This window comes from Achromobacter sp. (genome assembly GCF_050285585.1).
Taxonomy (GTDB): Bacteria; Pseudomonadota; Gammaproteobacteria; order Burkholderiales; family Burkholderiaceae_B; genus Achromobacter.
The window spans coordinates 102220-127859 of sequence record NZ_JBLZXF010000001.1 but is presented as its reverse complement, the minus strand read 5'-3'; the positions used below and the strand labels follow the sequence as shown (position 1 = coordinate 127859).

The following is a 25640-nucleotide window of genomic DNA, read 5'->3' as shown; positions in this document are numbered from 1 at the left end:
CTTATACGTAGTGTCAATTATAGATGCCATTGTCAAGACATATTGACTGCGGAAGAATAAAGCCACAAAAAAAGGCGGACCGCCCTGGGCCGCCAGGCCAGTCCTTTGCCGCCGCTTCCGGCGCGGCGGGGACGGCCTCCGACGGAGACACTGTTCATGACTGACAGCGCAGGCACCGGCGCCGCGCACGCGCGCCGCTATGAAGACATACTCGTCGTCACGATCGACCACCCACCGGTCAACGCCCTGAGCGCCGCCGTGCGCGCCGACCTGGGCGCCGCCATCCAGAATGCCCAGACGGACCCGCAGGTGCGCGCCATCGTCCTCGTGGGCGCGGGCAGGAACTTCATCGCGGGCGCCGACATCCGCGAATTCGGCAAGCCGCCCCAGCCCCCCATCCTGCCGGACGTCTGCAACCAGATCGAGGCCAGCGCCAAGCCCGTGGTGGCGGTGCTGCATGGCGCCGCGCTGGGCGGCGGGCTGGAAGTGGCGATGGCCGCCCACTACCGCGTCGCGCTGGCCGGGGCCAGGCTGGGATTGCCCGAAGTGACGCTGGGCCTGTTGCCGGGCGCGGGCGGCACGCAGCGCGCCCCGCGCCTCATGGGCGCGCGCGCCGCGCTGGACCTGATGCTGTCCGGCAGGCATCTGTCGGCCCAGGAGGCGCTGGACGCCGGCCTGGTGGATGCGCTGGCCGGCGAGAACGATGCGCTGGACGCCGGCCTGGCATACGCCCGGCAGTTGCTGGCCCTGCGCGCCGGCCCGCGCCGCACCCGGGACGCGGCCGCCGCGCTGGCGGACAAGCCGGCCGCGCTGGCCGAGGCAGACGCCGCCGCCGAACGCGCCGCCAGCGCCGCGCGCGGCCTGTACTCGCCCGCGCGGATCGTCGAAGCCGTGCGCGCCGCCATCGAATTGCCCTTCGACGAAGGCCTGCGCGCCGAACGCGCCCTGTTCCTGCAATGCCTGGACAGCCCGCAGCGGGCCGGCCTGGTCCATGCCTTCTTCGCGGAACGCGAGACAGCCAAAGTGCCTGAACTGAAACAGGCGCGGGCTCGCGGCGTGGAACGCGTGGGCATCGTGGGCGGCGGCACCATGGGAGCCGGCATCGCCGTATCCGTGCTGGACGCCGGGCTGCCGGTGGTGATGGTAGAACAGGACGACGCCGCCCTGGAACGGGGCCGGGCCCGCGTCGCCAAGGTGTACGACCTGCTGGTCGCCAAGGGCCGGATGAGCGCCGACGAGCGCACCGCGCGCCTGGCGCGCTTCACCGGCGCGACGGCCTACGACGCGCTGGCCGACGCAGACCTGATCGTCGAGGCCGTGTTCGAAGACATGGACGCCAAGCTCGCCGTGTTCGCGCAGCTGGACCGCGTGGCCAAGCCCGGCGCCGTGCTGGCCACCAACACCTCGTACCTGGACGTGGACCGCATCGCCGCCGCCACGCGCGGCCCCGCCGACGTGCTGGGCCTGCACTTCTTCTCGCCCGCCAACATCATGAAGCTGCTGGAAGTGGTCGTGGGCAGGCAGACCGCCCCGGACACCGTCGCCACCGGCTTCGATTTCGCGCGCAGGCTGCGCAAGATCCCGGTGCGCGCCGGGGTGTGCGACGGCTTCATCGGCAACCGCATCCTCGCCGCCTACCGGCAAGCCGCCGACATGATGATGGAGGACGGGGCTTCGCCCTACGACATCGACGCCGCGGTGCGCGCCTTCGGCTATCCGATGGGTCCGTACCAGATGATGGACCTCGCGGGCGGCGATATCGGCTGGGCGACGCGCAAGCGCCGCGCGCCCACCCGCAATCCCGCGCTGCGCTACGTGCAGATCGCCGACCGCCTGTGCGAGCGCGGCTGGTTCGGCCAGAAGACGGGCCGCGGCTACTACCTTTACCCCGACGGCGCGCGCCAGGGCCAGCCGGATCCCGAGGTGCTCGCCATTATCGACGCCGAGCGCGCGCGGGCCGGCGTCCGTCCGCGCCCGTTCACGCAGGAAGACATCCAGCGCCGCTATCTGGCGGCGATGATCAATGAAGCGGCCAACGTGCTGCGCGAAGGCATCGCCCTGCGCCCGTCCGACATCGATGTGGTGGCGGTCGCGGGCTACGGCTTTCCGCGCCACCGGGGCGGGCCGCTGCACCATGCCGACAGCGTGGGCCTGCCCGCCATCCTGGCCGACCTGCGCGAGTACGCGAAGGAAGACCCGGCTTTCTGGACGCCGTCTTCCCTGCTCGTCGACCTGGCCGGCTCCGGCCGCGATTTCGCCAGCCTGAACCGGGCTGCCTGATCCCCAACCTTCTCACAGGCCACTCATGCGCGAAGCCGTTATCGTTTCCACCGCCCGCACCCCCATCACCAAGGCGGGGCGCGGCGAATTCAACCTGATCGCCGGCCCCACGCTGGCCGCCCACGCCGTGCGCGCCGCGGTCGAACGCGCCGGCGTGGACCCGGCGCTGATCGAGGACGCCATCATCGGCTGCGGCTACCCTGAGGGCGCCACCGGCCGCAATATCGGGCGCCAGGCCGTGGTCCGCGCCGGCCTGCCGCCAAGCGTCGGCGGCGCGACCGTCAACCGCTACTGCGCGTCGGGGCTGCAGGCCATCGCCACCGCCGCCAGCCGCATCGTGATGGACGGCGCGCCCGCCATGATCGCGGGCGGCGTGGAATGCGTATCGCAGATCCGCACGCGCGACGACGGCGTCAGCGGCATGGATCCGTGGATCGTGGCCAACAAGCCCGAACTCTATCTGCCCATGATCGAGACCGCCGACATCGTCGCGGCCCGCTACGGCATCAGCCGCGAGGCCCAGGACCGTTTCGCGGCGCAAAGCCAGGCGCGCGCCGAGGCCGCGCAGGCCGCGGGCCGCTACCGCGAGGAGATCATTCCCGTCACCACCGCCATGTCCGTCACCGACCGCGCGACCGGCGCGGTCAGCGAGCGCGAAGTCACGGTGGACCGCGACACCTGCAACCGCCCCGGCACGACCTACGAGGCGCTGGCCGCGCTGGCGCCGGTGCGCGGCGCGGGCCAGTTCATCACCGCGGGCAACGCGTCGCAGCTGTCCGACGGCGCCGCGGCCTGCGTGCTGATGGAAGCCGCGCAAGCGCGGCGCGCCGGCATCCAGCCGCTGGGCGCGTTCCGCGGCCTGGCCATCGCGGGCTGCGAGCCCGACGAGATGGGCATCGGGCCGGTCTACGCCGTGCCCAGGCTGCTGGCCCGCCACGGCCTTTCCGTGCAGGACATCGACCTTTGGGAACTAAACGAAGCCTTCGCCTCGCAGGCCCTGTACTGCCAGCAAAAGCTGGACATCCCGATGGACCGCCTGAACGTGGACGGCGGCGCCATCGCGCTGGGCCATCCCTTCGGCGTCACCGGCGCCCGGCTGGCCGGCCACGTGCTGATCGAAGGCCGCCGCCGCGGCGCGCGCTACGCCGTCGTGACGATGTGCGTGGGCGGCGGCATGGGCGCGGCCGGACTGTTTGAAATCTACTGAGTACGAGAACACCCATGGATCTGAATTTCACTCCCGAAGAAGAGGCGTTCCGCGCCGAGGTGCGCGCTTTCCTGGCCGCCGAACTGCCCGAGGCGCTGGCGCGCAAGGTGCGCGAGCACCGGCATCTCGCCAAGGCCGACATGGAAGCCTGGCACGCCATCCTGAACGCGCGCGGCTGGCTCGCGAGCCACTGGCCCGCCGAATACGGCGGCACCGGCTGGACGGCGGTCCAGAAGTTCATTTTCGAAAACGAATGCGCCCTCGCCCATGCGCCGCGCATCGTGCCCTTCGGGCTGAGCATGCTGGGGCCGGTCCTGATCAAGTACGGCACCGAGGCGCAGAAGCGCTATTGGCTGCCGCGCATCCTGGACGGGTCCGACTGGTGGTGCCAGGGCTATTCCGAGCCCGGCGCGGGTTCGGACCTGGCGTCGCTCAAGACCACCGCGGTGCGCGACGGCGACGCCTACATCGTCAACGGCCAGAAGACCTGGACCACACTGGGACAGCATGCCAACATGATCTTCTGCCTGGTGCGCACCCGCAGCGAGGGCAAGCCGCAGGAAGGCATCAGCTTCCTGCTCATCGACATGCGCACGCCGGGCATCGAAGTGCGCCCCATCATCACGCTGGACGGCGCCCACGAGGTCAACGAGGTGTTCTTCTCCGACGTGCGCGTGCCCGCGGACAACCTGGTCGGCGAAGAGAACCGCGGCTGGTCCTGCGCCAAGTACCTGCTGACCTACGAACGCACCAACATCGCCGGCGTGGGCCAGTCCACCGCCGCGCTGCAGCAGCTCAAGGCCGTGGCGGCGCGCCAGCGCAGGAACGGCAAGCCGCTGGCCCAGGACCCGGCGTTCGCGGCCAGGCTGGCGCGCGTCGAAATCGAGCTCGACAACATGCGCGTCACCAACCTGCGGGTGCTGGCGGCCGCCGCCCACGGCGGCGCGCCCGGCGCCGAGAGTTCGATGCTGAAGATCCGCGGCACCCAGATCCGCCAGGAGATATCGGCGCTGAACCGGCGCGCCATGGGCATCTATGCGCGGCCTTACGTGGCGGAGGCGCTGGAAGACGGCTACGCCGGCCCGCGCATCGGCCCGGATGGCGCCGACAGCGCCGCCGCACAGTACTTCAACAACCGCAAGCTGTCGATCTTCGGCGGCTCGAACGAAATCCAGAAGAACATCATCTCGAAGATGATCCTGGGACTGTAAGGAAGAACGCCCATGAATTTCGACCATACCGAAGACCGGCGCATGCTGTCGGACATGTTGAAACGCTTCGGGGCCGAACAATACGGCTTCGCGGTGCGCGACCGCATCGCGCGCTCGCCGCAAGGCTACAGCCCGGAGTTCTGGCAACGCTATGCAGAACTCGGCGCCGTCGCCGCGCTGTTCGGCGAAGAGGACGGCGGACTGGGCGGGTCGGGCTTCGACATCGCCGTCGTCTTCGAGGCCCTGGGCCGCGCGCTGGTCGTCGAGCCCTTTCTCGATGCGCTGATCGCGGGCGACGCCATCGCCGCCGCCGGCACGCCGGCGCAGAAGGCCGTGCTGGCCGAGCTGCAGGCCGGCGCGGCCATCGTTTCGCTGGCCCATGCCGAGGCCCAGGCCGGCGACGAGCTGGCGCACGTGGAAACGCGCGCGCGGCCCGACGGCGACGGCTGGCGGCTGGACGGCTCCAAGGCCGTGGTGGCGAACGCGGAGCATGCGGGCCTGTTCGTGGTGTCGGCGCGCACCGCGGGCGGCGACGCCGACCCCGACGGCATTTCGCTGTTCCTGGTGCCCGCCCGCACCCCGGGCCTGCGGGTGCAGGGCTACCCCCTGATCGACGGCGGCCGCGCAGGCGACCTGGCGCTGTCGGGCGTGCGGGTCGGCGCCGAGGCCCTGCTGGGCCGCCCCGGCGCGGGCCATGCCGTGCTGGAGCGCAGCGTCGGCAAAGGCCTGCTGGCGCTGTGCGCCGAGGCCGTCGGCGCCATGGACGCCGCCCGCGACGCCACCCTCGAATACCTGCAGACCCGCAAGCAGTTCGGCGTGCCGATCGGCCGCTTCCAGGCCTTGCAGCACCGCATGGCCGACGTGCTCCTCGAAATCGAGCAGGCGCGCTCGGCCGTCATCAACGCCGCCGCGCAGCTCGGCCATGCCGACCGCGCCACGCGCGAACGCGCGCTGTCGGCCGCCAAGCACACCATCGGACGCGTGGGCACGCGGGTGGCCGAAGAATGCATCCAGCTGCATGGCGGCATCGGCATGACCTGGGAACTGCCGCTGGCCCACTATGCCAAGCGCCTGGTCATGATCGATCATCAACTGGGCGACGAGGATCATCACCTGGCCCGATTCATCGCGCTGGCCCCGCAGGAGTAATGCCATGGATATCGGTGCTCCGCCCCCCGATGGCCTGGACCTGCCCCTGGAAGGCGTGCGCGTCCTGGACCTTTCCCGCGTGTTCGCCGGCCCGCTGTGCGGCCAGGTGCTGGCCGACTTCGGCGCCGAGGTCGTAAAGGTCGAACACCCTGTGCGCGGCGACGACACGCGCGACTGGGGCATGCGCATCGGCAAGACCGAAACCACCTACTACAACAGCATGAACCGCAACAAGCGGTCCATCACCCTGGACCTCCAGTCCAGGGAAGGCGTGGAGATCGTCTACCGACTGCTGCCGCAGTTCGACGTGGTGATCCACAACTTCAAGAGCGGCGGCGCCGAAAAGCTGGGCCTGGGCTATGCGCAGCTCAAGGCCTTGAAGCCGGACCTGATCTATTGCGCCATCGGCGGCTACAACAGCGCCGGGCCCGAAGCGGCGCGGCCCGGCTACGACCTGGTCATCCAGGGCGAGACCGGCCTCATGGCGATCAACGGCGAACCGCAGCAGCCTCCGCTGAAGTTCGGCGTCGCGGCCGTCGACATGATGACCGGCATGTATGCCGCGCAGGCGGTGCTGGCGGCGCTGTTCCGGCGCGAACGCACCGGCCGCGGCCGCCTGATCGAAATGGCGCTGTACGACTGCGGCATCATGGTCACGAGCTATTACGGCCTGGACGCCCTGCTGCTGGGCCATGATCCCCGGCGCTACGGCAATGCCCATCCGTCCATCGTGCCCTACGGCATGTTCGAGGCCGCCGATGGCCCGCTGATCATCTCGGTGGGCACCAACGCGCAGTTCGACAAGTTCTGTCGCCAGGTGCTGATGCGGCCCGACATCGTCGAAGACCCCCGCTACGCCACCAACGTCGAGCGCGCGAAGAACCGCCTGGAGCTGCTGCCCATGATGATCGGGCTGATCCGCGAATTCCCCCGCGACCTGCTGCTGCAGCGCCTGGCCGACTGCGGCATCCCTTGCGGCAAGGTGCTGGGCCTGCACGAAGCCCTGACCAGCCAGCGCACCCGCCAGAGCGGGCTGGTGCAGGAAATGCCGCATCCCGTCGCGGGCAGCACGCACGTCTATGCGCCGCCCTACCGCCTGGACGGCGAACGCCTGCCGGTCCGCCATGCCCCGCCCACCCTGGGCGAAGGCACGCGCGACGTGCTGCGGGGCCTGCTGCAGATGACCGATACACAACTCGAGGCATTGCAGGCGCAAGGCATCCTGACATTGCCCGCCACGGATTGATTGCGCTGACATCGCATCACAGGAGGAGCGCCAGCCATGAAACATCGGAACTTTGACCGCCGCAAGGCCTTGCAGCGCATCGCCGGCGCGGGAGCCGCCTGCCTGCTGCCGGGGCGGGTGGCCTGGGCACAAAAGCCGAACTACCCGAACAAGCCCATCCGTTTCATCGTGCCCTTCAACCCCGGCGGCGCCACCGACACGCTGGCCCGCGTGCTGGCCAGGTCCATGGCCGCTACGCTGGGGCAGCCCATTGTGGTCGAGAACAAGAGCGGCGCCTCCGGCATGCTGGGCACAGACCAGGTAGCCAAAGCCGCGCCCGATGGCTATACCTTCGCCATATCGCTCAGCACCTCCTTGCTGATCAATCAGTTCCTGTACGCCAAGATGGCTTACAACCCGCGGAAAGACCTGCTGATGCTGTCGCAGATCGCCGCGGCGCCGGTGACGCTGGTGGTGCACCCTGGCGTGCCCGCCAACGATATCCGGGAACTGCTCGCCTGGGTCGCGGCCAACAAGGGCAAGGTGTCCTACGGTAGCTGGGGGGTAGGCTCATACGCCCACCTGGCCGGCGCCTACATGAGCAAGACGACGCGCTCCGACATGGCCCACGTAGCCTACAAGGGCGAATCGCCGATGATCCAGGATCTCATCGGCGGCCAGCTGCAGGTTTGCTTTTCCAGCGCGCAGAACACCAAGCCGTTCATCGAAAACGGCCGCCTGAAGGCGATCGGCGTCACGGGCACGCAGCGTATGACCATACTGCCCGACGTGCCCACCATCCACGAGCAGGGCGTCACCGATAACGCCTACTCGATCTTCGGTTGGGCCGGAATGGCCGCGCCTGCCGGCACCCCCGAGGATGTCGTCCGGCAGGTCCATGCCGCCTTGATGAAAGCCTCCCAGGACGCCGCCGTGCAAGAAACGATCACCAGCGCGGGCTTTATGCCGGTGTTCAGCACACCGGCGGAATTCTCCCGGGCCTACGCGCGCGATGTGCCCATCTGGCAGGAATTGATCAAGATCGCCGACGCGCGCATCGACTAATTGCTCACCCGGCCCACCTTCTCCCTATGGAACTGTCATATGCGTGATCTGACGCTTGCGGTTTGCTCCAAGTTCACCCGGCGCGCCGTTCTGGCCCTGGCCGCCAACCTGCTCGTTGCGGGCGCCGCCGCGGCGCAGGCCTACCCCAGCCAGCCGATCAGGCTCATCGTGCCCTTCCCGCCCGGCGGCCCCACCGATGTGGCCTCGCGCCTGGTCGGCCAGCAGCTCGAAGCGCGCCTGCGGCAGCCGGTCATCGTCGAGAACCGCGCCGGAGCCTCGGGGTCGATCGCGGCCAACCTGCTCAAGCGTTCGCCACCCGACGGCTACACGCTGATGATGCTGGCCACGCCCACCCTGTTCGCGCCGTTCTTCTACAAGAATGTCGGCTACGAAACCCCGAAGGACTTCACGCCCATCGCCACCGTGTACGACCTGCCCATCGTGGTGGTGACCAATCCGCGGAAACTGCCCGATGTCGCCAACCTGGCGCAGTTGGTCGACTATGCGCGCGCCCGCCCCGGCGAACTCAACTACGCCAGCTCCGGCGCCGGCAGCTTCGGCCACATGAGCATGGAACGGCTCCAGGACGTGGGCGACTTCCGGATGCAGCACGTCGCCTATAAGGGCGGCGTGCCGGCGATCACCGACACGATAGGCGGACAGGTGCCCATGATGTACGCCGATCTGGTGGCGGCCCTGCCCCACATCCAGGCGGGCAAGCTGCGCGCGCTGGCGGTGGGTTCGCCCAGCCGCGTCGCCGTGCTGCCCGAGGTGCCCACCATCAGCGAACAGGGCTTCGCGGGTTTCGACGCGGTGTCCTGGGGCGGCCTGCTGGCGCCGCCGGGCACGCCCGCCGTCGTCGTCGACCGGCTGAACCGCGAGCTCGAAGCCATCCTGGCGGACCCCGCGATCCAGGAAAAATTGATCAGCGCGGGCACCATCGCGCACTTCGAACCCGCTGCCGCAATGGGCCAGCGCATTTCCGACGACTATCGGAAATGGGGCGAACTCGCGCGCGACAAGGGAATGACGGCCGAATAACGGCCGCTTCCAGCCGGGCCAACGGCTGCCACAAGAGGAGACTGACAACATGCAACGATCCATCAACCGCCGCGTCTGCCTAGCGCTGGCGCTGACCGCTGCGCTGTCCGCCGCGCTGCCCCTGCAGGCCGGCGCGCAGACCGCCTTCCCTTCCAAGCCCATCACGCTCATCGTGCCCTTCCCGGCCGGCGGTTCGACCGACCGCCACCTGCGCATCGTGGCGCAGGACGCATCCAAATACCTGGGACAGCCCGTCATCGTGGAAAACCGGCCGGGCGCCGGCGGCACGCTGGGTCCGGCCACCATGGCCAAGACCGCCAAGCCCGACGGCTACACCATCAGCCTCTACACGCTGGCGATGCTGCGCATGCCCTACATGCAGAAAAGCAGCTGGGACCCCGTCAATGACTTCACGTTCATCCTGGGACTGTCCGGCTACACCTTCGGCTTTACCGTGCGCGCGGACTCCCCCTACAAGACCTTCAACGAATACATCGAAGCCGCGCGCAAGGCGCCGGGCACGATCGACTACGGCTCCACCGGCGTGGGCTCGTCGCCCCACCTGCTGATCGAGGAAGTCGCGATCAACGCCAAGGTCAAGCTGAACCACGTGCCGTTCAAGGGCAACGCCGACATGCAGCAGGCGCTCCTGGGCGGCCACGTCATGGCGCAGAGCGACGCCACCGGCTGGGACCAGTTCGTGGACGCCGGCAAGATGCGCCTGCTGGTGACCTTCGGCGAAAAGCGCACGACCCGCTGGCCCGACGTGCCCACCGCGCAGGAACTCGGCTACAAAGTCGTGTCCACCTCGCCCTACGGACTGGCCGGCCCCAAGGGCATGGACCCGGCCGTGGTCAAGACCCTGCACGACGCCTTCAAGAAGGCGCTGTTCGACCCCGCCAGCATGGACGTCATGAAGCAGCTGAACCAGGAGCCCGCCTACCGCAGCAGCCAGGACTACAAGGAATGGGCCCAGGCCACCTACATCAAGGAAAAGGGGCTGATCGAATACCTGGGACTGATGGCGAAGGATTGAGCGCCCAGCCTCCGCGCCGCCCGGGGACCGCGCGGCGCGGGCTCACCATGTGTGCCTCACCATGTGTATTTGGCGCCTATCCTGCCGGCATATTGGTGATAGCTCTGCGCGCCCCAGGATCCGGCCACATTGACCCAGCCCGTCCAGCCCTTGGTGAAATCGGCGTGCACGCCCAGCTTCAACTCATAGCGGTCTTCCGGATAGAGGTCGCCCACCGGCAGCTGATTGAACGACACCGAGCTGCCAACGTTGCTGTGCCACCAGTTCAGCGTCGCGAACGGTTGCGCCTTGCGGCCATTCCCCAGGTCGTAGGTGGTATGGGCGCGCACGCCCAGCCGCAAGATGGTGCCGTGCGAATCCGCGCTGTCTACCCGGGTGCCGTTGGCTTCGGTCAGGCTGTCGGTGTCTGAACTCACGTAGATCAGCTGAGCCTGAGGTTCGAGTCTCCAATCGCCGCGCAGCTTGAAGGCGTAGCCCGTTTCGGCGGACACCGCCCAAGCGCGGGAATCGTAGTCCACCCGCGGTAGATCGGTGCCCATTACCCGGTTGTTGTACCAGCCATACTGGAACCAGGTGTCCACATAGGCGCCAAGCTTGCTCTCGTCGTTCTGGAACCAAGTGCCATAGACACCCGCGCTGTAGCCTTGCACCTTGCCCTTGGCCTTGTACGGGTTGCCGTCGGCGCGCGCCGTGCTGTCGGCGCTGCCATAACCCAGCATCGCGCCCAGATGCAGGCGGTCGGTCTCCGAGAACAGCTTCCATTGCGCCACGTCGCCGCCGCCTTGCAGCAGGAACATGTCGGTGCTGACGTCGAAGTTGCCGTCGCGGCTGTGCGACCCTTCCCACTTGCCCACGGCCCGCAGCCAGAGCGCCCGGCGCTTGCTGTCCTCCGATTGAAACTGCTGGCCTTCGATGAATTGCGGCTCGCCCAGGCGGTCGTGCATGCTGTGCACGAACATCTGCCCGATCAGGCGCTGGTTCGCGAGATAGGCCGCGACTTCGGGACGGTACAACGGCTCCGGAGCGGGTCCTGGCGCCGGCGGCACGGGGGGATTCGGCGGGACGGGAGGATCCGGCGGCACCGGAGGCGGATCCGGCTGTTTCAGGGAACGCAGGTACCAGCTCTGGTCGGCGGGCGCAGCCGCCGAGCCCTGGTACAGACGGTACTCATACGGCCCCGCCACCGCGCGACCGGCGAGCGCGAACGCGCCGGATCCCGACACGCCGCCGTTGACGACCTCGACCACCGGTATCCCGCTGGCGGTCGTCAACGCGCCCGGCCCGCCCGTGTTCTTGATGCGCAGTTGCGAGGCACCGCTGGCGCTGCCGCCGTCAACGACCAGCTTGTCCGATGGCGAACTGTCGTCGCCCAGGTAGGTGTTGAGCGCGATGACGCCATCCCCGCTGTAGTTGCGCACGGTCAGCGTCTTGTATGCCCCCGCCTGGGGCGGCGCGAAGTCGATCAGGCTCGGATCGTTGACCAGGTTGGTGATGTTGGAGTTGCCGGTCATCGTCCACGTGGAATCCACCAGGGTCACGTTCGAAGTGCTGCCCGCCTCGGTGACCGCCGCGCCTGTCAAGACAGCGTTGCGCGCCGTCACATTGGCCGTGGCGGGAGAGCCGGCGAGCGCGCCGGAGGCGGTGATGCCGCCGGGGTTGCCCGCATCGGGCGCCAGGCTGGGGTCCAGGCCGCGCAGCGTGCGGGTCCTGCTGCTCAGCAGGGTGCCGGAACTGCCCACCTGCAGCCAGTTGGTCGCGCCCTGCACCGTCGCGCCGTTCAACTGGATGTTCGCCACGCCCCCGTCGACGCCGACGGCCGTGCCGGCCGTGCTGGCGATGCTGCCGCCGTTGATGACAGCGCTCTGCGTGCCCGTGTCGCTCGTCAGCAGCAGGCCGATGGACCCCGCCCCGCTCACCCCGACGGCGCTGTCCGTGGCCGCGTAGCTTGAGGCGCCGGCCACGACGACGCCATGGGCCGCGGCGCCGGACGTCTGCACCGTGCCTGCGTCGAACACCACGTTGCTGGCCACGCCTTCCGCGAGGATCCCGAACCCGCCCTGCCCGCTGGTGACGACGGTGTTGCGCAAGGCCTGAACGACGGTGGCCGGTTCGCCGCTGCCCGTATAGGCATACAGGCCAGCCGCATCCGTGCCGCGAGTCTCGACCCGCAGATCGGACAGCTCGGCGCGGGCCCCATTGATGCCCCAAACGCCGTAGGCGTCCGCGCCCTCGGTCAGGATGCGCGCGGTAGACCCGCCCTGGGGCGCCACGACGAGATGATTGGTCGGGCTGACGTAACGATGCAGCAGAATGCCGCTGCTGTCCCGGCCCGTGGTGTGGATATCGGTCGAACCCGCTATCACCGCTTCGCCCACGCCCAGCATGTAGAAACCGTCAGAGCTCTGTCCGGTGGTGCTGATCCGCAGCGTCGAACCCGGCCCCGAGGTGAATCGCCGCAGGAACGAGTCCGGGTAGGTCAGGCTGTAGCCCAGTTCGACGCCGCGCGCGCATACGATCCGCCGGTCGTCTGCACGTCCAACACGCCCCCCGCATCCAGCGTAATGGCGGTGTTGTTGCTGGTCATGACCCCCTTGGACCAGGGATTGCCGCCGGCGGGCGCGGCCTCGATCTTGAGGGTCGCGCCATCGCCGATCCGCAGCTGGCTCGCGGTGCCGAACGGCGTGTGACCCAGGTTCACGCCCTGGTAGCCGCGGATCGTCACCGTGGAGCTCGGCGCCAGCGTGAAACTCGCCTGCGAGTTCACGGTCGACTGGAGTCCCAGGCCCGTTGTCGTCACCGTCGTGATGGTGACATTGCTGCCGGTTTCGAAATTGATGCTGGCCGCCGGCCCGTTCGTCGCGAAGACGCCCAGGTCTACATTGCCGATGGCGATGTTGCCGGGGCCGAAGTTCAGCGTGGCATTGCCGACGCGGATGGCGGCGCTCGAACCCGTGCCTGTCACGCTGTCACCGCCGTTCAGCGTGAACGTGGTGCCCGCGGGAACGGTGAACGGCGCGTAATTGGCGCCCCAGGCGGTGGTGGCGGCCAGCGACATGGCCGCGCCCATCGAGCGGGAGAACAGGGGCTTGAGGGGACTTGCGTGGTGTGCCATCTGATTCGTCTCCGTGAAGACATCCGGGCAACAGGCCGGGATGCACTCAAACCAGACCCCGGGGCCACCCCGGGGGTAACGACGATAGACTTCGGTACCTACGCCAAACGCCCTAATCCGAGCGTGTGATGGATGTAAATGTTCTCATCAAATTTTCGGACAATCACTTTTTTTGCACACTATGTCGCCGGTGTGCCATTTTGACAACGCGCCAAGCATCGACTTCCGCCCCGCGGAGCCAGCTGGGCTTCTGAATGCGGAAGCAGGCGACGCTGACGGGATTCGGCGTCGTGCTGCTGTCCGAACGGCCCTTTTGCTAGACTGACCGGCTCGATTTTTCCCTTCGTCCCGATTTCCCCATGCCCCAGGAAGCCCGCCCCGACCCCAGCGCCGACGATATCGCCAAGGAAATCGCGGCAGCCATCGTCGCGCACAAACTGCCGCCAGGCACGCGGCTGCGCGAAGAGGCGCTGGCGGGGGTGTACCAGGTCAGCCGGACCAAGATCCGCGCCGCCCTGCTCATGCTGTCCAAGGACAAGCTGATCCAGACCGTCCCCGACAAGGGCGCCTTCGTCAGCAAGCCGGACGCCAACGAGGCCCGCGAAGTCTATGCCGTGCGCCGCATCCTGGAAGCGGCCCTGGCGCGCGAGTTCGTGGCGCGCGCCAGGGCGGCCGACTATCGCCGCATCGACGCCCATCTGGCCGCGGAGCGCCGCGCGCTCGAAGGCGGCGACGTGCAGGCGCGCAACCAGTTGCTCGGCCATTTCCATATCCTGCTGGCCGAGACCGTGGGCAACTCCGTGCTGACCGGCATGCTGCGCGAACTCTCCGCCCGCAGCGCCGTGATCACCATGCTGTACCAGAGTTCCCGCGACGCCAGCTGTTCGTCCCAGGAACACCATGCCTTCATCGAGGCGGCCCGCGCCGGCGACGCCGACCGCGCCTGCGCCCTGATGGACGCGCACCTGGACCACGTCCAGACCTCGCTGGACTTCACCGAAGGCGGCCGCGCCGACAGCGACCTGGTCCGCGCGCTGCTGCGTTAGGGTGGACAGGCCCTGACTCAGGCTTGCGCGCCGGCCCGCAGCAACTGGCCCATGCGCTGCTGGATCCAGCGTTCCGTTTCGCTCAGCCTTGCGCCCTGCAGCCACAGGGTGCGCACCGGCAGCATCGGCAGCGACAGGTCTTCGCACGGCACGCGGACCAGCGCATTGCGGTTGCCCTCGTATTCGGCGATGTTCAGGGGAAGAATGGCCCAGCCCACGCCGTCGGCCGCCATGGCCGCGATGCTGTAGCAGCTGTCGGCCCGCCACACCGAGGGGCTGAGCACCAACTCGTCCACGCCGTCCATCTGCATCACCAGTTGCCGGTGGCGGGCCAGGTCGCTGCGCCCGACCTCGGACAGCGCGGCCAGGGGATGCTCCAAGGCCACGAAGATGCCTTGCGCCACGCTGCCCAGATGACGGTGCGCGAAGGCGGGGCCCGGATCTCCCCGGTCGAAGTGGAAAGCCAGGCTGGCGCGGCCCTGCTCCACATAATCCGCCACTTCGGTCGCGGTGCCGTTCAACTGGGTCAGCTCCAGCGCCGGGAAGCGCGCGGCCAGCTCCTTGCACAGCGCGCCCAGCACCAGATGCGGCAAGGCCTCGTCCAGGGCGATGGACAGCCGCGCGTCCTGCCCGCCGGCAAACGACAAGGCGCGCTGCGCCAGCCCGCCCGCCTGGCGCAGCAGTTCGCGGGCTTCCTGCAGCATCACTTCGCCGGCCGGAGTCAGCGTCGCATTGCGCCGCGACCGGTCGAACAACGCCACGCCGAGGTCCGCTTCCAGCAGGCCCACCGACGTGCTGACCGCGGATTGCGCGCGGCCCAGGCGCCGCGCCGCGGCCGAAAAGGATCCCGCCTCCGCCGCGGCGGCGAACTGCCGTAGCTGGTCCAGCGTCCATTGCATCGGAATCTCCCTCGATTCATCTATTTAATAGATGGAATCCAACTTTTTCATGCAAATTGCAAGATGGATAATAACGCCCCTGGAACCCGCCGTCCCGGCGCTTTCAGTCACCCAGGAGTAGAACCATGCAGCGGACCGAACCGAACGCTGTCGCCACGGCCGCGTCCGGCCGCTGGCTGGTGCTGGCCATCGTGTCCAGCGCCTTGCTGTTGATCGTGGTCGACATGACCGTGCTTTACACCGCCTTGCCGCGCCTCACGCACGAACTCAACGTGACCGCGCCGGCCAAGCTGTGGATCGTGAACATCTACGCGCTCGTCGTGTCGGGCCTGCTGCTGGGCATGGGCACGCTGGGCGACCGCCTGGGCCACAAGTGCCTCTTCATGGCGGGCCTGGCGGTGTTCGGCGCCGCCTCGCTGGCTGCCGCCTATTCGCCCGGCGCGGCCGCGCTTATCGCCGCGCGCGCGCTGCTGGCGGTGGGCGCGGCCATGATGATGCCCGCCACCCTTTCCATCCTGCGGCTCGCCTTCGCCGACGAACGCGAACGCGCCGTCGCCATCGGCGTGTGGGCCTCGGTGGCCTCGGGCGGAGCGGCCATCGGCCCGGTCGTGGGCGGCGTGCTGCTGGAGCATTTCTGGTGGGGCTCGGTGTTTCTCATCAACGTGCCCATCGTGCTGGCCGCCCTGCCGCTCGCGTGGCGCCACATTCCCGCCAGCCGGCCGGATGCCTCGCGCCCCTGGGACCTCGTCGGTTCCCTGCAGGTAATGGCCGGCCTGATCCTCGGCGCCTACGCGCTGAAGGAACTGGGCAAGCCCGCGCCGTCCTGGCTGCACGCCGGCCTCGCCTGCGCCGCGGGCGCGGCGCTGCTCGCGGTCTTCACGCGCCGCCAGCGCTCGCGGCCGTATCCGCTGATCGACTTCTCCCTCTTCCGCAACCGCACCTTCAGTTCGGCCGTGGCGGCCGCGCTCTTCGCGGCGGCGGCGCTCCTGGGCATGGAACTGGTGTTCAGCCAGCGCCTGCAGCTGGTCATGGGCAAATCGCCCCTGGAAGCCGCGCTCTTCATCCTGCCGCTGTCGCTGGCCGCCTTCGTCGCCGGCCCGCTGACGGGCTGGCTGCTGGGACGCGCGGACAGCGCCCGGATCCTGTTCCTGTCGCTGCTGGTTTCGGGCGCCGGAATGGCCGGCTACCTGCTGAGCTACGACGCGGCGCTCCTGCCGCAGATGGCCAGCCTGTGCGTGCTGGGCGCGGGCATCGGCGCCACCATGACGGCAGCCTCCAGCACCATCATGCAAAGCGCCACGCCCGAACGCGCGGGCATGGCCGCCTCGATCGAAGAGGTGTCCTATGAATTGGGCGGCGCCCTGGGCGTCACGCTGATGGGATCCATCCTGTCGGGCGTGTATGCGCATTCCCTGGCCGTGCCCGCCGGACTGTCCGGATCGGCGGCCGCGCGCGACAGCCTGGACCAGGCCCTCATCGTCGCCGAAGGCGTGCCGACGGACCTGGGAGCCGCGCTCGTGCGCCTGGCCAGGACGGCGTTCGACGCCGGCTACGCTGCGGTGCTCGCCACGGCCACCGCGCTGCTGCTGGCCACCGCGGCATTCGTGCTGTTCAACCGCCGGCGCCTGCGCGCATAGGGCCGCGCGGCCCGCCGTTCAGGCGCTGCGAAAGGCGTGGTCCATATCGGCGATCAGGTCTTCCTCGTGCTCCAGCCCGATCGAAATCCGGATCAGCCCCTCGGACACCCCGGCGGCATCGCGCTCGGCCGCCGGCACGCCGGAATGCGTGGTCGACGCCGGATGGCAGATCAGCGACTCGGTGCCCCCCAGGCTTACCGCCGAACGGAACAGGTGCAGCGCATTGATGAAGCGGAAGGCCTTGGCCCGCCCGCCGTCCAGCACGAACGCGAACGTCGAGCCCGGCCCCGTGCACTGGCGCTTGTAGACTTCCTGGTAAGCGTGATCGGCGATCAGCTCAGGATGGTATATGCGCACCTTCTCGTGCGGATTGCCCGAGAGCCATTGCGCCACCTTGGTGGCGGTGCGCGCCGCCTGCTTCATGCGCAGCACCACGGTCTCCATCGAGCGCGTGATCATCCAGCATGAATGCGGGTCCAGCTGCGAGCCGAACGCGCTGCGGATCGCGCGCACCTTCTTGATCAGGTCCTTGCCGCCCGTGACGGCCCCGGCCACCAGGTCGCTGTGGCCGCCCACGTACTTCGTGAGCGAATACACGCACAGGTCCACGCCGTGCTCGGCCGGCTTCTGGAAGATGGGGCCCAGCAGCGTGTTGTCGCACACCGAGATGGGCCGGTAGCCGTGCCGTCCCTCGAACGCGTCCAGCTCGTTCTTCATGGCCTCGAAGTCGATCAGCGCGTTGGTCGGATTGGCCGGCGTCTCCACATAGAAAAGGCGGACCGGCCCCTGCGCCGCCGCGGCCTCCAGCGCCTCGCGCATGCTGCGGGCCGACAGGCCGTCCCGGATCGGGTGCGACCCGATGCCCCATTCCGGAAAGATCCTGGAAATCAGCGTCTCGGTGCCGCCATACAGCGGCACCGACTGGACCAGCTGATCGCCCGGGCGCAGGAACGCCAGGAACACCGCGCCGATCGCCGACATGCCGCTGGAGGTCACCGCCGCGTCCTGCGAGCCATCCAGCAGCGCCAGCCGGTCCTCCACGATCTCCAGGTTCGGATGATTGAAGCGGCTGTACACCAGCCCCGCGGATTCGCCCTGCGGCAGGGGCTTGCGGCCCGATACCAGGTCGAAGAAGGCCGCGCCGTCCTCCGCCGAGCGGAACGCGAAGGTAGAGGTCAGGAATACCGGCGGCTTGACGGCGCCCTCCGACAGAAAGGGGTCGAACCCGTAGGACATCATCTGCGTTTCCGCGTGCAGGGGACGGCCGAAGATGTCTTTCTTGTGATAGCTGGAGTAACTCATGGTCTGCCTCTCTCGGTTTGCGGGCCGCCGGCGGGGCTGCCGGCGCAGGCGCGTCGCGCATGCGAAAACAATAGCGCCGGCGGCTCGGGGATGCATGGCAGTATGGTCTTGAGCGCCGCCAATATTCTTTCCATTCCGATCGCCAAATGGCGATAATGGGAAACAATGTTTCCCATACGAAGGTTTCCATGAAAGACACTGCCTCGTTACATCAACTTGATGCGATCGATTGGAAAATCATGAAAATCCTTCAAGAAGACGGGCGGCTCAGCAACGCCGAACTGGCCGAGCGCGTGTCGCTGTCGGCCTCGCCTTGCTGGAAGCGTCTGAAGCGCCTGGAAACGTCGGGCATGATCCGCGGCTACCAGGCCATCCTGGACCGCCGGGCGCTGGGCATGGGGGTGGTCGCCTTCGTCAGCATCTCGCTGGAGAACCACACGGAGAAAACCTGCGGCGCCTTCGAGGCCGGCGTGCTCGCCATGCCGGAGGTCCTGGCCTGCCACAACACCACCGGCCAGCACGACTATCTGCTGCATATCGTGGCGCGCGATTTCGACGCCTATTCCGACTTCGTGCGCAATCGGCTGCGCCCGCTTCCGGGCGTGAAGGAATTGCTCAGCACCTTATCCATGCACGAGGTCAAGTCCTCGTCCAGGCTGCATCTGTGAGGCGGCCGGAAAGCTACATCGAGCCTGGGACGACGCGGTTGCGGCCCTGCCGCTTGGCCTGGTAGAGGCCGCGGTCGGCCGCCTGGATCAGGTCGGTGTACGGCTGCCCGTCCTGGGGCACCGCGGTGGCGGCGCCGATGCTGACCGTCAGCCAGGGCCCCGAACCCGCGTCTTTCTGCGGGATCTGCATGGCCTCCACCGCGCGCCGCAGTTTTTCGGCGGCCAGCCGCGCGCTGCCGGCCGGCGTGCCCGGCAGCACCAGCGCGAACTCCTCTCCGCCGAAGCGCGCCGCCAGATCGGTGGAGCGGTCGCAGCTGGCGAAAATGGTATTGGCCACGCGCTTGAGGGCCTCGTCGCCCGCGATGTGCCCGTAGGTATCGTTGTAGGACTTGAAGTGGTCCACGTCGATCATCAGCATGCTGATCTCGCGGCTGTTGCGGCGCGCGCGCAGCCACTCGGCATTGAGGTACTCATCGAAGTAGCGGCGGTTGCCCAGGCCGGTCAGGCCGTCGGAATTCGTCAGCCGGCGCAGCTCCATATTGCTTTCCAGCAGTTGCTGCTGGCTCTGGCGCAAGGCCTGGTAGGCCTCGTCGCGCTGCACCAGCGCCAGGTACGAGCGGGAGTGGTAGCGGATGCGGGCCACCAGCTCGATCGAATCGGGCAGCTTGACCAGGTAGTCGTTGGCCCCGGCCGAAAAGGCGGCGCTCTTGATCGCCGGGTCTTCCTTGGTGGACAGCACGATGATGGGAATATCGCGCGTCACGGGATGGTTGCGGTACTCCTGGACCAGGCTCAGCCCGTCCACGCCCGGCAGCACCAGGTCCTGGAGGATGACCGTGGGCCGCGTCTGGATCGCCACGGCCAGCGCCTTGTCCGGGTCCGAGCAGTAGTGGAAATCGATGTTGCCCTCTGTGACCAGCGCCCGCCTGATGGCCTCGCCGACCATCACCTGGTCGTCGACGAGCAACACCATGGCCGCATGCGAATGCAGGGTCGCCGTGGCCGAGCTGTCAATGGGAGGGTACATAGTCATCCTTCGTTTCTGGCAATGTCCGGCCGCTCAGGCAAACGCCTTCACCAAGCGGGGAGCGATTTGGTCCAATGGGCAGATCTCTACGGCCGCCTGCATGGCCGCCGCGGCCTTGGGCATGCCGTAGACGGCGCTGGAGGCCTGGTCCTGGGCGATGGTCAGGCATCCGCGCTCGCGCAGCGCCCGCAGTCCGCGCGCGCCGTCCTGGCCCATGCCGGTCAGCAGCACGCCGACCGCCTGGCCGCGCCAATGCTGCGCCACGCTATGGAAAAAAACATCGATGGAAGGCCGGTACAGGCTTTCCCGGGGTTCCGCGGCATACCGCAGCGTACCATCGGGAAGCAGGCGCAGATGATCGCCGGTGCCCGCCAGCAGTATCTGGCCGGGCCCGGGCGATTCGCCTTCGCGCACCAGCCGGACCGGCAGGTCCACCTGATCGTTGAGCCAGTCGGCCATGCCCGCGGCGAACGAGGCGTCCACGTGCTGCACCAGCACGATGCCCGCCGGAAAGCCCGCCGGGATGTCGGCCAGCAGCTGCGACAGCGCCGCGGGGCCGCCGGCGGAAGCGCCGATGACCAGCAGGCGCCGGGCGTCGGCCTGCGGGCCGGGTCCGGCCACCGGGCTCAAGGCGGGGCGCTTGCCGTAGCGGCCGATCAGCCAGCCGATATTGCGGATCTTGCGCAGCAGCGGAGCGGCCGCCGCGCGCATGTCGGCGCAGCCCACCACCGGCGTATCGGCGGCATCCAGCGCGCCGTGGCCCATCGCGTCGAATACGCGCGACGTGTGGCGCGCCACGTCCGCCGTGACCACGACGATGGCGCAAGGCGTTTCCGCCATGATGCGGCGCGTGGCCTCCACGCCGTCCATGACCGGCATGATCAGGTCCATCAGCACCAGGTCCGGCCGGTCGCGGACGCACAGGTCCACGGCCTCCTGGCCATTGCCCGCCACCCAGGCCACGGAGAGCTCCGGCTCCAGCGCGATCGCGCGCCGCAGCATCTCCACCGCCATCGGCATATCGTTGACGATCCCGATTCTCACGCGTTCGCCTTCCCGATGAGGTCTTCCACGGCATCGAGCAGCGCATCATCGTGGAAGCTGCCCTTGGCCAGATAATAGTCGGCGCCGGCATCCAGCCCGCGCCGCCGGTCCTCTTCGCGGTCTTTGTAGGACACCACCATGACCGGCAGCGATTGCAGCCTGGGGTCCGCCTTGATGCAGGACACGAGCTCGATGCCGTCCATGCGCGGCATGTCCACGTCGGTGACGACCAGGTCGAAGTCCTCGTTGCGCAGCATGTTCCAGCCGTCCATGCCGTCCACCGCCACGGCGACCTCGAAGCCGCGGTTCAGGAGCAGCTTGCGTTCGAGTTCGCGCACGGTCAGCGAATCGTCCACCACCAGCACGCGCTTGCGGCGGCGCGCCTGGGCCGAAGCCCCCGGCCCGTCCACCCGGGCGAGCCGGCCGCCTTCCACCAGCTTCCGGACCGAGACCAGCATGTCCTCCACGTCGAGGATCAGCAGCGGCGTGCCATCGTCCATCAGCGAGCCCGCCATCACGTCCTGCACCTTGCCCAGCCGCGGGTCCAGCGGCTGCACCACCAGCGTGCGCTCGCCCACATAGCGGTCCACGGCGATCCCGTAGAGCGGGTCGTGGCCGCCCACCAGCACCACGCAGACCGACTCCGAGTACGGCGCGGGCTCGCCGGCGCGCAGGATCTGCCGCGCCGACACGAGCCCCACCTGCCGCTCCATGAAGCGGAAATGCTGGTGGCCTTCCAATTGTTCGATGTCTTGCGCGCGTATCTGCAGGGCATGGTTGACGTAGGCCAGCGGGAAGGCGTAGATCTCGCCCTGCACCTCGACCAGCAGGCTGCGCACCACGGACAGCGACAGCGGCATCTCCAGCATGAAGCGCGTGCCCTGCCCTGTTTGCTGGTGGACGCGCACCGCGCCCCGCAGCTGGCGCGCCATGGTCTGCACCACGTCCAGACCGACCCCGCGGCCGGAGATCTCCGTGACCTCGCCGCGCGTGCTGAAGCCGGACAGGAACAGGAATTCCAGCAGTTCGGCCTCGGTGAGCCGCGCGGCGGTCTCCGGGGCGGCCAGCTTGCGCCGCACGACTTCGCCGCGCAGCCGCTCCTGCGAAATGCCGGCCCCGTCGTCGCTCAGTTCGATCAGCAGCATGCCTGCCGCGTGGCGCGCCGACAACCGGATCAGTCCTTCGGGCGGCTTGCCCGCCGCCACCCGGATCGCCGGCATTTCGATCCCGTGGTCCACGGCGTTGCGCAGCAAGTGCGTCAGCGGCGCGTCCAGCTTGTCCAGGATGTCGCGGTCCACCTGCGTGGACTCGCCCTCGATTTCCAGCCGCACCTGCTTGCCCAGGGAACGGCCCAGGTCGCGCACCATGCGCGCCAGGCCGCCCACGCCATCGCCGAACGGCCGCATGCGGCATGCCAGCGCGGTGTCGTACAGGCGCTGGGCCAGGTGGCCCATGCGCCAGCCGAACTCGTCGACCTCGCTGGTGCGCTGCGACAGCTCCCGCTGGCATTGTTCGACGATGCGCTGCGCGTCATCCAGCGCGGCCTGGGCGCGCGCATCCAGCGCCTGGCCGGCCAGCGCCCCCCGCAGTCCTTCCAAAGCCTGCACCGCCCCCGCCTGCGCGCGCCGCAGGCGCAGCATGGACGCGCCGAACGGGGCGATCCAGTGCGATTCCACCAGCGTCTCGCTGGACAGACCCAGCAGCTTGTTGAGCGTGTCCGCCGTAACGCGCAGCACCCGTTCGCCGTCGCTCTGGCCCAGGTCCGAGCTGCGCCTGGCCGGCAGCGCGGCGCTGGGCGCGGCGGGCGGGGTTTCATCTTGCGGCGGAATCGGCGGCGGAAAGCCCGCGGCTCCCGGCGCGCCTGCGGATGCGCCCTGCGGATGCGCCGCGCCGCTCAGCCGGGCCACCAGATCGTCGATCTCCCCGCCCAGTGCCGCGCCCGGCGCGGCCACTCGCTGCAACAGGTCGGCCCCGAGCAGCAGCGCGTCGATATCCGCGGCCTGCAGGCGCAGCCGCCCTTCCTTCGCCCCGACCAGGCAGTCTTCCATGGCGTGCGCGATGCGCACCGCCGGATCCAGGTCCACGATACGGGCGGCGCCCTTGAGCGAATGCGCCGCCCGCATGCAGGCTTCCAGCTGTGGCGCCGAGTTCGGATCGTGCTCCAGCGCCAGCAGGCCGTCGTTCAGCACCTGCACCTGGTTGCGGGTTTCCAGCTGGAACAGTTCCAGCAGCGACGCGTCGCGCATCTGTTCAGGATTCACGCCAGGCTCCTTTCCAGGGCTTGCATCAGCAAAGCCTCGTCCAGCGCGCCCACGGCGCGGCTGCCGCAGCGGGCCACGCCGCGCGAATACTTCAGGCTGGCGCCCTCGACCGTGGCGGGCAGCGCGCCCAGCCGGTCCAGGTCGACGGCGTGGATGCCGTCCACCTCGTCCACCGGCAGCACCACCGCCCGGCCCGCGCCTCCCAGGATCAGCATCTGCGCCGAAGCCGGGCGTTCGCGCGCATCCGCCGCCGCGGCCTCCAGGCCCAGCAGCCGGGACAGCGAGACGCAGACGGTCAGCGTCCCGCGCACGTTCGCCACGCCCAGCATCGCGGGATCGCGGCGGTGCGGCAGGCTCAGAATGCGGCGCATCCCCGCCACCTCGTCCAGCGCCCGCGCCGGCAGCCCCAGCCATTCGCGCTGCACGCGGAACACCAGCAGCGAAGACAGCCTGCCCCGCTCCTCGACGGGCGCGCCTGCGCCGCCTTCGTCCATCTGCGGCGGCAGGCGGTCCAGGATGCGCTTGGCCGCCTCGGCATACACGGGACAGTTGCGGCAATGCACGTGGCCCGCCAACTGCGCGCAACGCTTGTCGCCGCGGATGCCGATGCGGTTCCAGCAATCGTCCACTTCGGACAGCATGTCCATCGGTTCACTCACGTCTGGCCTCCTCGCGCGCCGCGCGCGCTTGCAGGCGGCGCGCGCCTTCGTGGTCGCCGTCCGACGCGACCAGGGCGGCCAGGTGCAGCAATGCCTCGCGGTGGGCCGGATCCAGATAGAGCGCCTTGCGGTACGCGGCCTGCGCCTGGCGCGCATCGCCCGCGGCATCCTGCAGCAGCCCTTGCAGGTACAAGGCCTCGGCGCTTGCGCCATGCCTATCGATATGGGCCCGGCACTGCGCCATCGCGTCGCGCACCCGCCCCTGGTCCGCCAGGGCCGCGATGCGGCGCAACGACGCCTGCGCGTCCTGCTGGGCCGCCGGCTCCGGCGGCGAGGCGGCCTGAGGCAGCGGCAATCCGGGCGCCGGCGCCTGGGCAACGGGCCGCCTGGGCGGCGTCCAGCTATGCGCCAGGGGCCGCAAGCGCGGCGCTGGCGCCGCCGCCGGCGGCGGCAACGCCTGCGCATGAAAAGCGAAGGCGCGCGCGAACGGCACCGCCGGCAGGCGGCGCGCGGTCAGCAGGCTGGTCTCGGCGGGCCCGACGAAAAGCGCCCCGTCGTCCCGCGTGAACCGCAGCAGCACCCGCACGGCGCGCTCCTGCGTGGCCGCGTCGAAGTAGATGAGCAGGTTGCGGCAGAAAACGAAATCGTAAGGCGGGGCGCCGGCCAGCAGGTCCGGGTCGAACAGATTGCCCGGCCGGAACCGGACCCTGCCCGCCACGTGCGCGGCCAGCCGGTGGCCGTCGGCCGTTTCGGAGAAGTAGCGGTCGCGATACGCCAGCCCGTCGCCGCGGAACGAATTTCGTCCATACACGGCGCGCTGCGCGAACTCGACCATGCGGACGCTGATGTCCACGGCGTCCACCAGGAAACGCTCGGCCGGCACGCCCGCGTCCAGCAGGGCCATGACGATGGAGTAAGGCTCTTCGCCGCTGGAGCACGGCAGGCTCAGCACGCGCAGCACGCGGTTCTCGGCGCCCGCCGCGTACAGGCGCTCGCGGGCCAGCCCGGCCATCGCCGCCTGCGATTCGGGATACCGGAAGAACCAGGTCTCCGGCACGATGATGGCCTCGATCAGCTGCTGCATTTCGTCGGGCGAGGCCTGCGCCTGCAGCAGGTAGTCGCGTTCGTCGTCGATGCCGGCCGCGCCCATCCTGCGCCGCACCGCGCGCTCCACGGCCGCCTTGCCGATCGAGCCGCTGTCCAGCCCCATCCGCCGCTTGAGCAGCGCGCTGAAGTCGTCGACGAGCATCATGGCCGCGCCTCGGGGCCCGCGCCTTCGGAATCGGCGGGAAACAGCAGCGCGCGAACCGGCGCGGGCAGCAGCGCATCCACGGTGACGGCCTGCACCATGCCCCGGCCGTCGCTCAGCACAGGGCCCAGGTAGCGGGCGCCAGGATGGTCCAGGCCGCTGGGCCGGAACGCGGCCGGATCGAAATGCGCGGTTTCGGTCGCCTGCTCCAGGATCAGGCCTAGCAGGCGGTCCCGGGCCAGGCCCCCGGCCCGGTACCGGACCAGGGCCAGCCGCGTGCTGGTCACGGCGGCCGCCGCGCCCCGCCCCGCCAATGCGCTCATGTCGAGGACGGGCACCGCCGCGCCCCCGCGGTCCAGCATGCCCGCCACCCAGGCGGGCGCGCCAGGCACCTGCTTCAGGATACGCAGGCCCAGCACCTCGGAGACGTCCGCGGCGTCCAGCGCATAACGGTCTTCGCCGATGCGAAAAAGCAGATACAGCCGGCGTCCTGCCGCGGCGCGGGAAACGGGGTCCGCCATG

21 protein-coding genes are annotated in these 25640 nt (G+C 69.1%); 11 read left to right on the top strand and 10 right to left on the bottom strand.

All coding sequences use genetic code 11. The features are described 5' to 3' along the window. The first annotated feature begins 156 nt into the window (after nt 1–156). Genes ACN6PJ_RS00580 through ACN6PJ_RS00545 form a run of 8 tightly spaced genes read left to right on the top strand, consistent with a single transcriptional unit; the run spans nt 157 to nt 10214 of the window. Nucleotides 157–2280, top strand: coding sequence for a 3-hydroxyacyl-CoA dehydrogenase NAD-binding domain-containing protein (locus ACN6PJ_RS00580; protein WP_427993946.1), 2124 nt, complete (start codon nt 157–159; stop codon nt 2278–2280). Between the two features lie 25 nt (nt 2281–2305). Continuing rightward, nucleotides 2306–3487, top strand: coding sequence for an acetyl-CoA C-acyltransferase (locus tag ACN6PJ_RS00575; RefSeq protein ID WP_427993945.1), 1182 nt, complete (start codon nt 2306–2308; stop codon nt 3485–3487). Between the two features lie 14 nt (nt 3488–3501). Then, the gene (locus ACN6PJ_RS00570; RefSeq protein ID WP_427993944.1) at nt 3502–4698 is read left to right on the top strand and encodes an acyl-CoA dehydrogenase family protein; all 1197 of its coding nucleotides are present in this window, start codon (nt 3502–3504) and stop codon (nt 4696–4698) included. 12 nt (nt 4699–4710) lie between these two features. Continuing rightward, nucleotides 4711–5847: an acyl-CoA dehydrogenase family protein gene (locus tag ACN6PJ_RS00565; protein WP_427993943.1), complete on the top strand. Its 1137-nt coding sequence runs from the start codon at nt 4711–4713 to the stop codon at nt 5845–5847. Between the two features lie 4 nt (nt 5848–5851). Further along, on the top strand, nt 5852–7093 hold the full coding sequence (locus ACN6PJ_RS00560; protein ID WP_427993942.1) for a CaiB/BaiF CoA transferase family protein: 1242 nt from the start codon (nt 5852–5854) through the stop codon (nt 7091–7093). Between the two features lie 36 nt (nt 7094–7129). After that, the gene (locus ACN6PJ_RS00555; RefSeq protein WP_427993941.1) at nt 7130–8137 is read left to right on the top strand and encodes a Bug family tripartite tricarboxylate transporter substrate binding protein; all 1008 of its coding nucleotides are present in this window, start codon (nt 7130–7132) and stop codon (nt 8135–8137) included. Between the two features lie 39 nt (nt 8138–8176). Next, a complete protein-coding gene (locus tag ACN6PJ_RS00550) occupies nt 8177–9178 on the top strand; it encodes a Bug family tripartite tricarboxylate transporter substrate binding protein (RefSeq protein WP_427993940.1) in 1002 nt (333 codons plus the stop codon). A gap of 49 nt (nt 9179–9227) precedes the next feature. Further along, a complete protein-coding gene (locus ACN6PJ_RS00545) occupies nt 9228–10214 on the top strand; it encodes a tripartite tricarboxylate transporter substrate binding protein (RefSeq protein WP_427993939.1) in 987 nt (328 codons plus the stop codon). Between the two features lie 56 nt (nt 10215–10270). Here the strand turns inward: ACN6PJ_RS00545 and ACN6PJ_RS00540 are convergent, their stop codons facing one another. Beyond that, the gene (locus ACN6PJ_RS00540) at nt 10271–12598 is read right to left on the bottom strand and encodes an autotransporter outer membrane beta-barrel domain-containing protein (RefSeq protein ID WP_427993938.1); all 2328 of its coding nucleotides are present in this window, start codon (nt 12596–12598) and stop codon (nt 10271–10273) included. Between the two features lie 92 nt (nt 12599–12690). Beyond that, a complete protein-coding gene (locus ACN6PJ_RS00535) occupies nt 12691–13326 on the bottom strand; it encodes a hypothetical protein (RefSeq protein ID WP_427993937.1) in 636 nt (211 codons plus the stop codon). Between the two features lie 359 nt (nt 13327–13685). Here ACN6PJ_RS00535 and ACN6PJ_RS00530 point away from each other — a divergent pair, with 359 nt between their 5' ends. Continuing rightward, entirely contained in the window at nt 13686–14372 is a 687-nt protein-coding gene (locus tag ACN6PJ_RS00530) for a GntR family transcriptional regulator (RefSeq protein ID WP_427993936.1), read from the top strand. Between the two features lie 17 nt (nt 14373–14389). On the opposite strand, the gene ACN6PJ_RS00525 is transcribed toward ACN6PJ_RS00530, so the two are convergent. Then, nucleotides 14390–15271 (bottom strand): LysR family transcriptional regulator, encoded by an 882-nt coding sequence (locus ACN6PJ_RS00525; RefSeq protein ID WP_427993935.1) that lies wholly within the window; start codon nt 15269–15271, stop codon nt 14390–14392. 125 nt (nt 15272–15396) lie between these two features. Here ACN6PJ_RS00525 and ACN6PJ_RS00520 point away from each other — a divergent pair, with 125 nt between their 5' ends. Beyond that, the gene (locus tag ACN6PJ_RS00520) at nt 15397–16908 is read left to right on the top strand and encodes an MFS transporter (protein ID WP_427993934.1); all 1512 of its coding nucleotides are present in this window, start codon (nt 15397–15399) and stop codon (nt 16906–16908) included. A gap of 18 nt (nt 16909–16926) precedes the next feature. Here ACN6PJ_RS00520 and ACN6PJ_RS00515 read toward each other — a convergent pair whose 3' ends face one another. Next, nucleotides 16927–18210 carry a cystathionine gamma-synthase family protein gene (locus tag ACN6PJ_RS00515; protein ID WP_427993933.1) on the bottom strand — a complete coding sequence of 428 codons (1284 nt, stop codon included), beginning with the start codon at nt 18208–18210 and terminating at the stop codon, nt 16927–16929. 188 nt (nt 18211–18398) lie between these two features. On the opposite strand from ACN6PJ_RS00515, the gene ACN6PJ_RS00510 reads away from it, so the two are divergent. Further along, nucleotides 18399–18878 carry an Lrp/AsnC family transcriptional regulator gene (locus ACN6PJ_RS00510; protein ID WP_427993932.1) on the top strand — a complete coding sequence of 160 codons (480 nt, stop codon included), beginning with the start codon at nt 18399–18401 and terminating at the stop codon, nt 18876–18878. 13 nt (nt 18879–18891) lie between these two features. Here the strand turns inward: ACN6PJ_RS00510 and ACN6PJ_RS00505 are convergent, their stop codons facing one another. From ACN6PJ_RS00505 to ACN6PJ_RS00480, 6 genes are read right to left on the bottom strand one after another with little or no spacing between them, the layout of a single operon-like run. Continuing rightward, a complete protein-coding gene (locus tag ACN6PJ_RS00505) occupies nt 18892–19905 on the bottom strand; it encodes a diguanylate cyclase (protein ID WP_427993931.1) in 1014 nt (337 codons plus the stop codon). A gap of 33 nt (nt 19906–19938) precedes the next feature. Continuing rightward, a complete protein-coding gene (locus ACN6PJ_RS00500) occupies nt 19939–20949 on the bottom strand; it encodes a chemotaxis response regulator protein-glutamate methylesterase (protein WP_427993930.1) in 1011 nt (336 codons plus the stop codon). After that, nucleotides 20946–23210 carry a hybrid sensor histidine kinase/response regulator gene (locus ACN6PJ_RS00495; RefSeq protein WP_427993929.1) on the bottom strand — a complete coding sequence of 755 codons (2265 nt, stop codon included), beginning with the start codon at nt 23208–23210 and terminating at the stop codon, nt 20946–20948. The genes ACN6PJ_RS00500 and ACN6PJ_RS00495 overlap by 4 nt, the downstream gene beginning before the upstream one ends. Then, complete coding sequence (locus ACN6PJ_RS00490; RefSeq protein WP_427994454.1) at nt 23207–23857, bottom strand: chemotaxis protein CheW; 651 nt, start codon at nt 23855–23857, stop codon at nt 23207–23209. The genes ACN6PJ_RS00495 and ACN6PJ_RS00490 overlap by 4 nt, the downstream gene beginning before the upstream one ends. Before the next feature lie 4 nt (nt 23858–23861). Continuing rightward, on the bottom strand, nt 23862–25121 hold the full coding sequence (locus ACN6PJ_RS00485) for a CheR family methyltransferase (RefSeq protein WP_427993928.1): 1260 nt from the start codon (nt 25119–25121) through the stop codon (nt 23862–23864). Beyond that, on the bottom strand, nt 25118–25639 hold the full coding sequence (locus tag ACN6PJ_RS00480; protein WP_427993927.1) for a chemotaxis protein CheW: 522 nt from the start codon (nt 25637–25639) through the stop codon (nt 25118–25120). The genes ACN6PJ_RS00485 and ACN6PJ_RS00480 overlap by 4 nt, the downstream gene beginning before the upstream one ends. Between the last annotated feature and the right edge of the window lies 1 nt (nt 25640).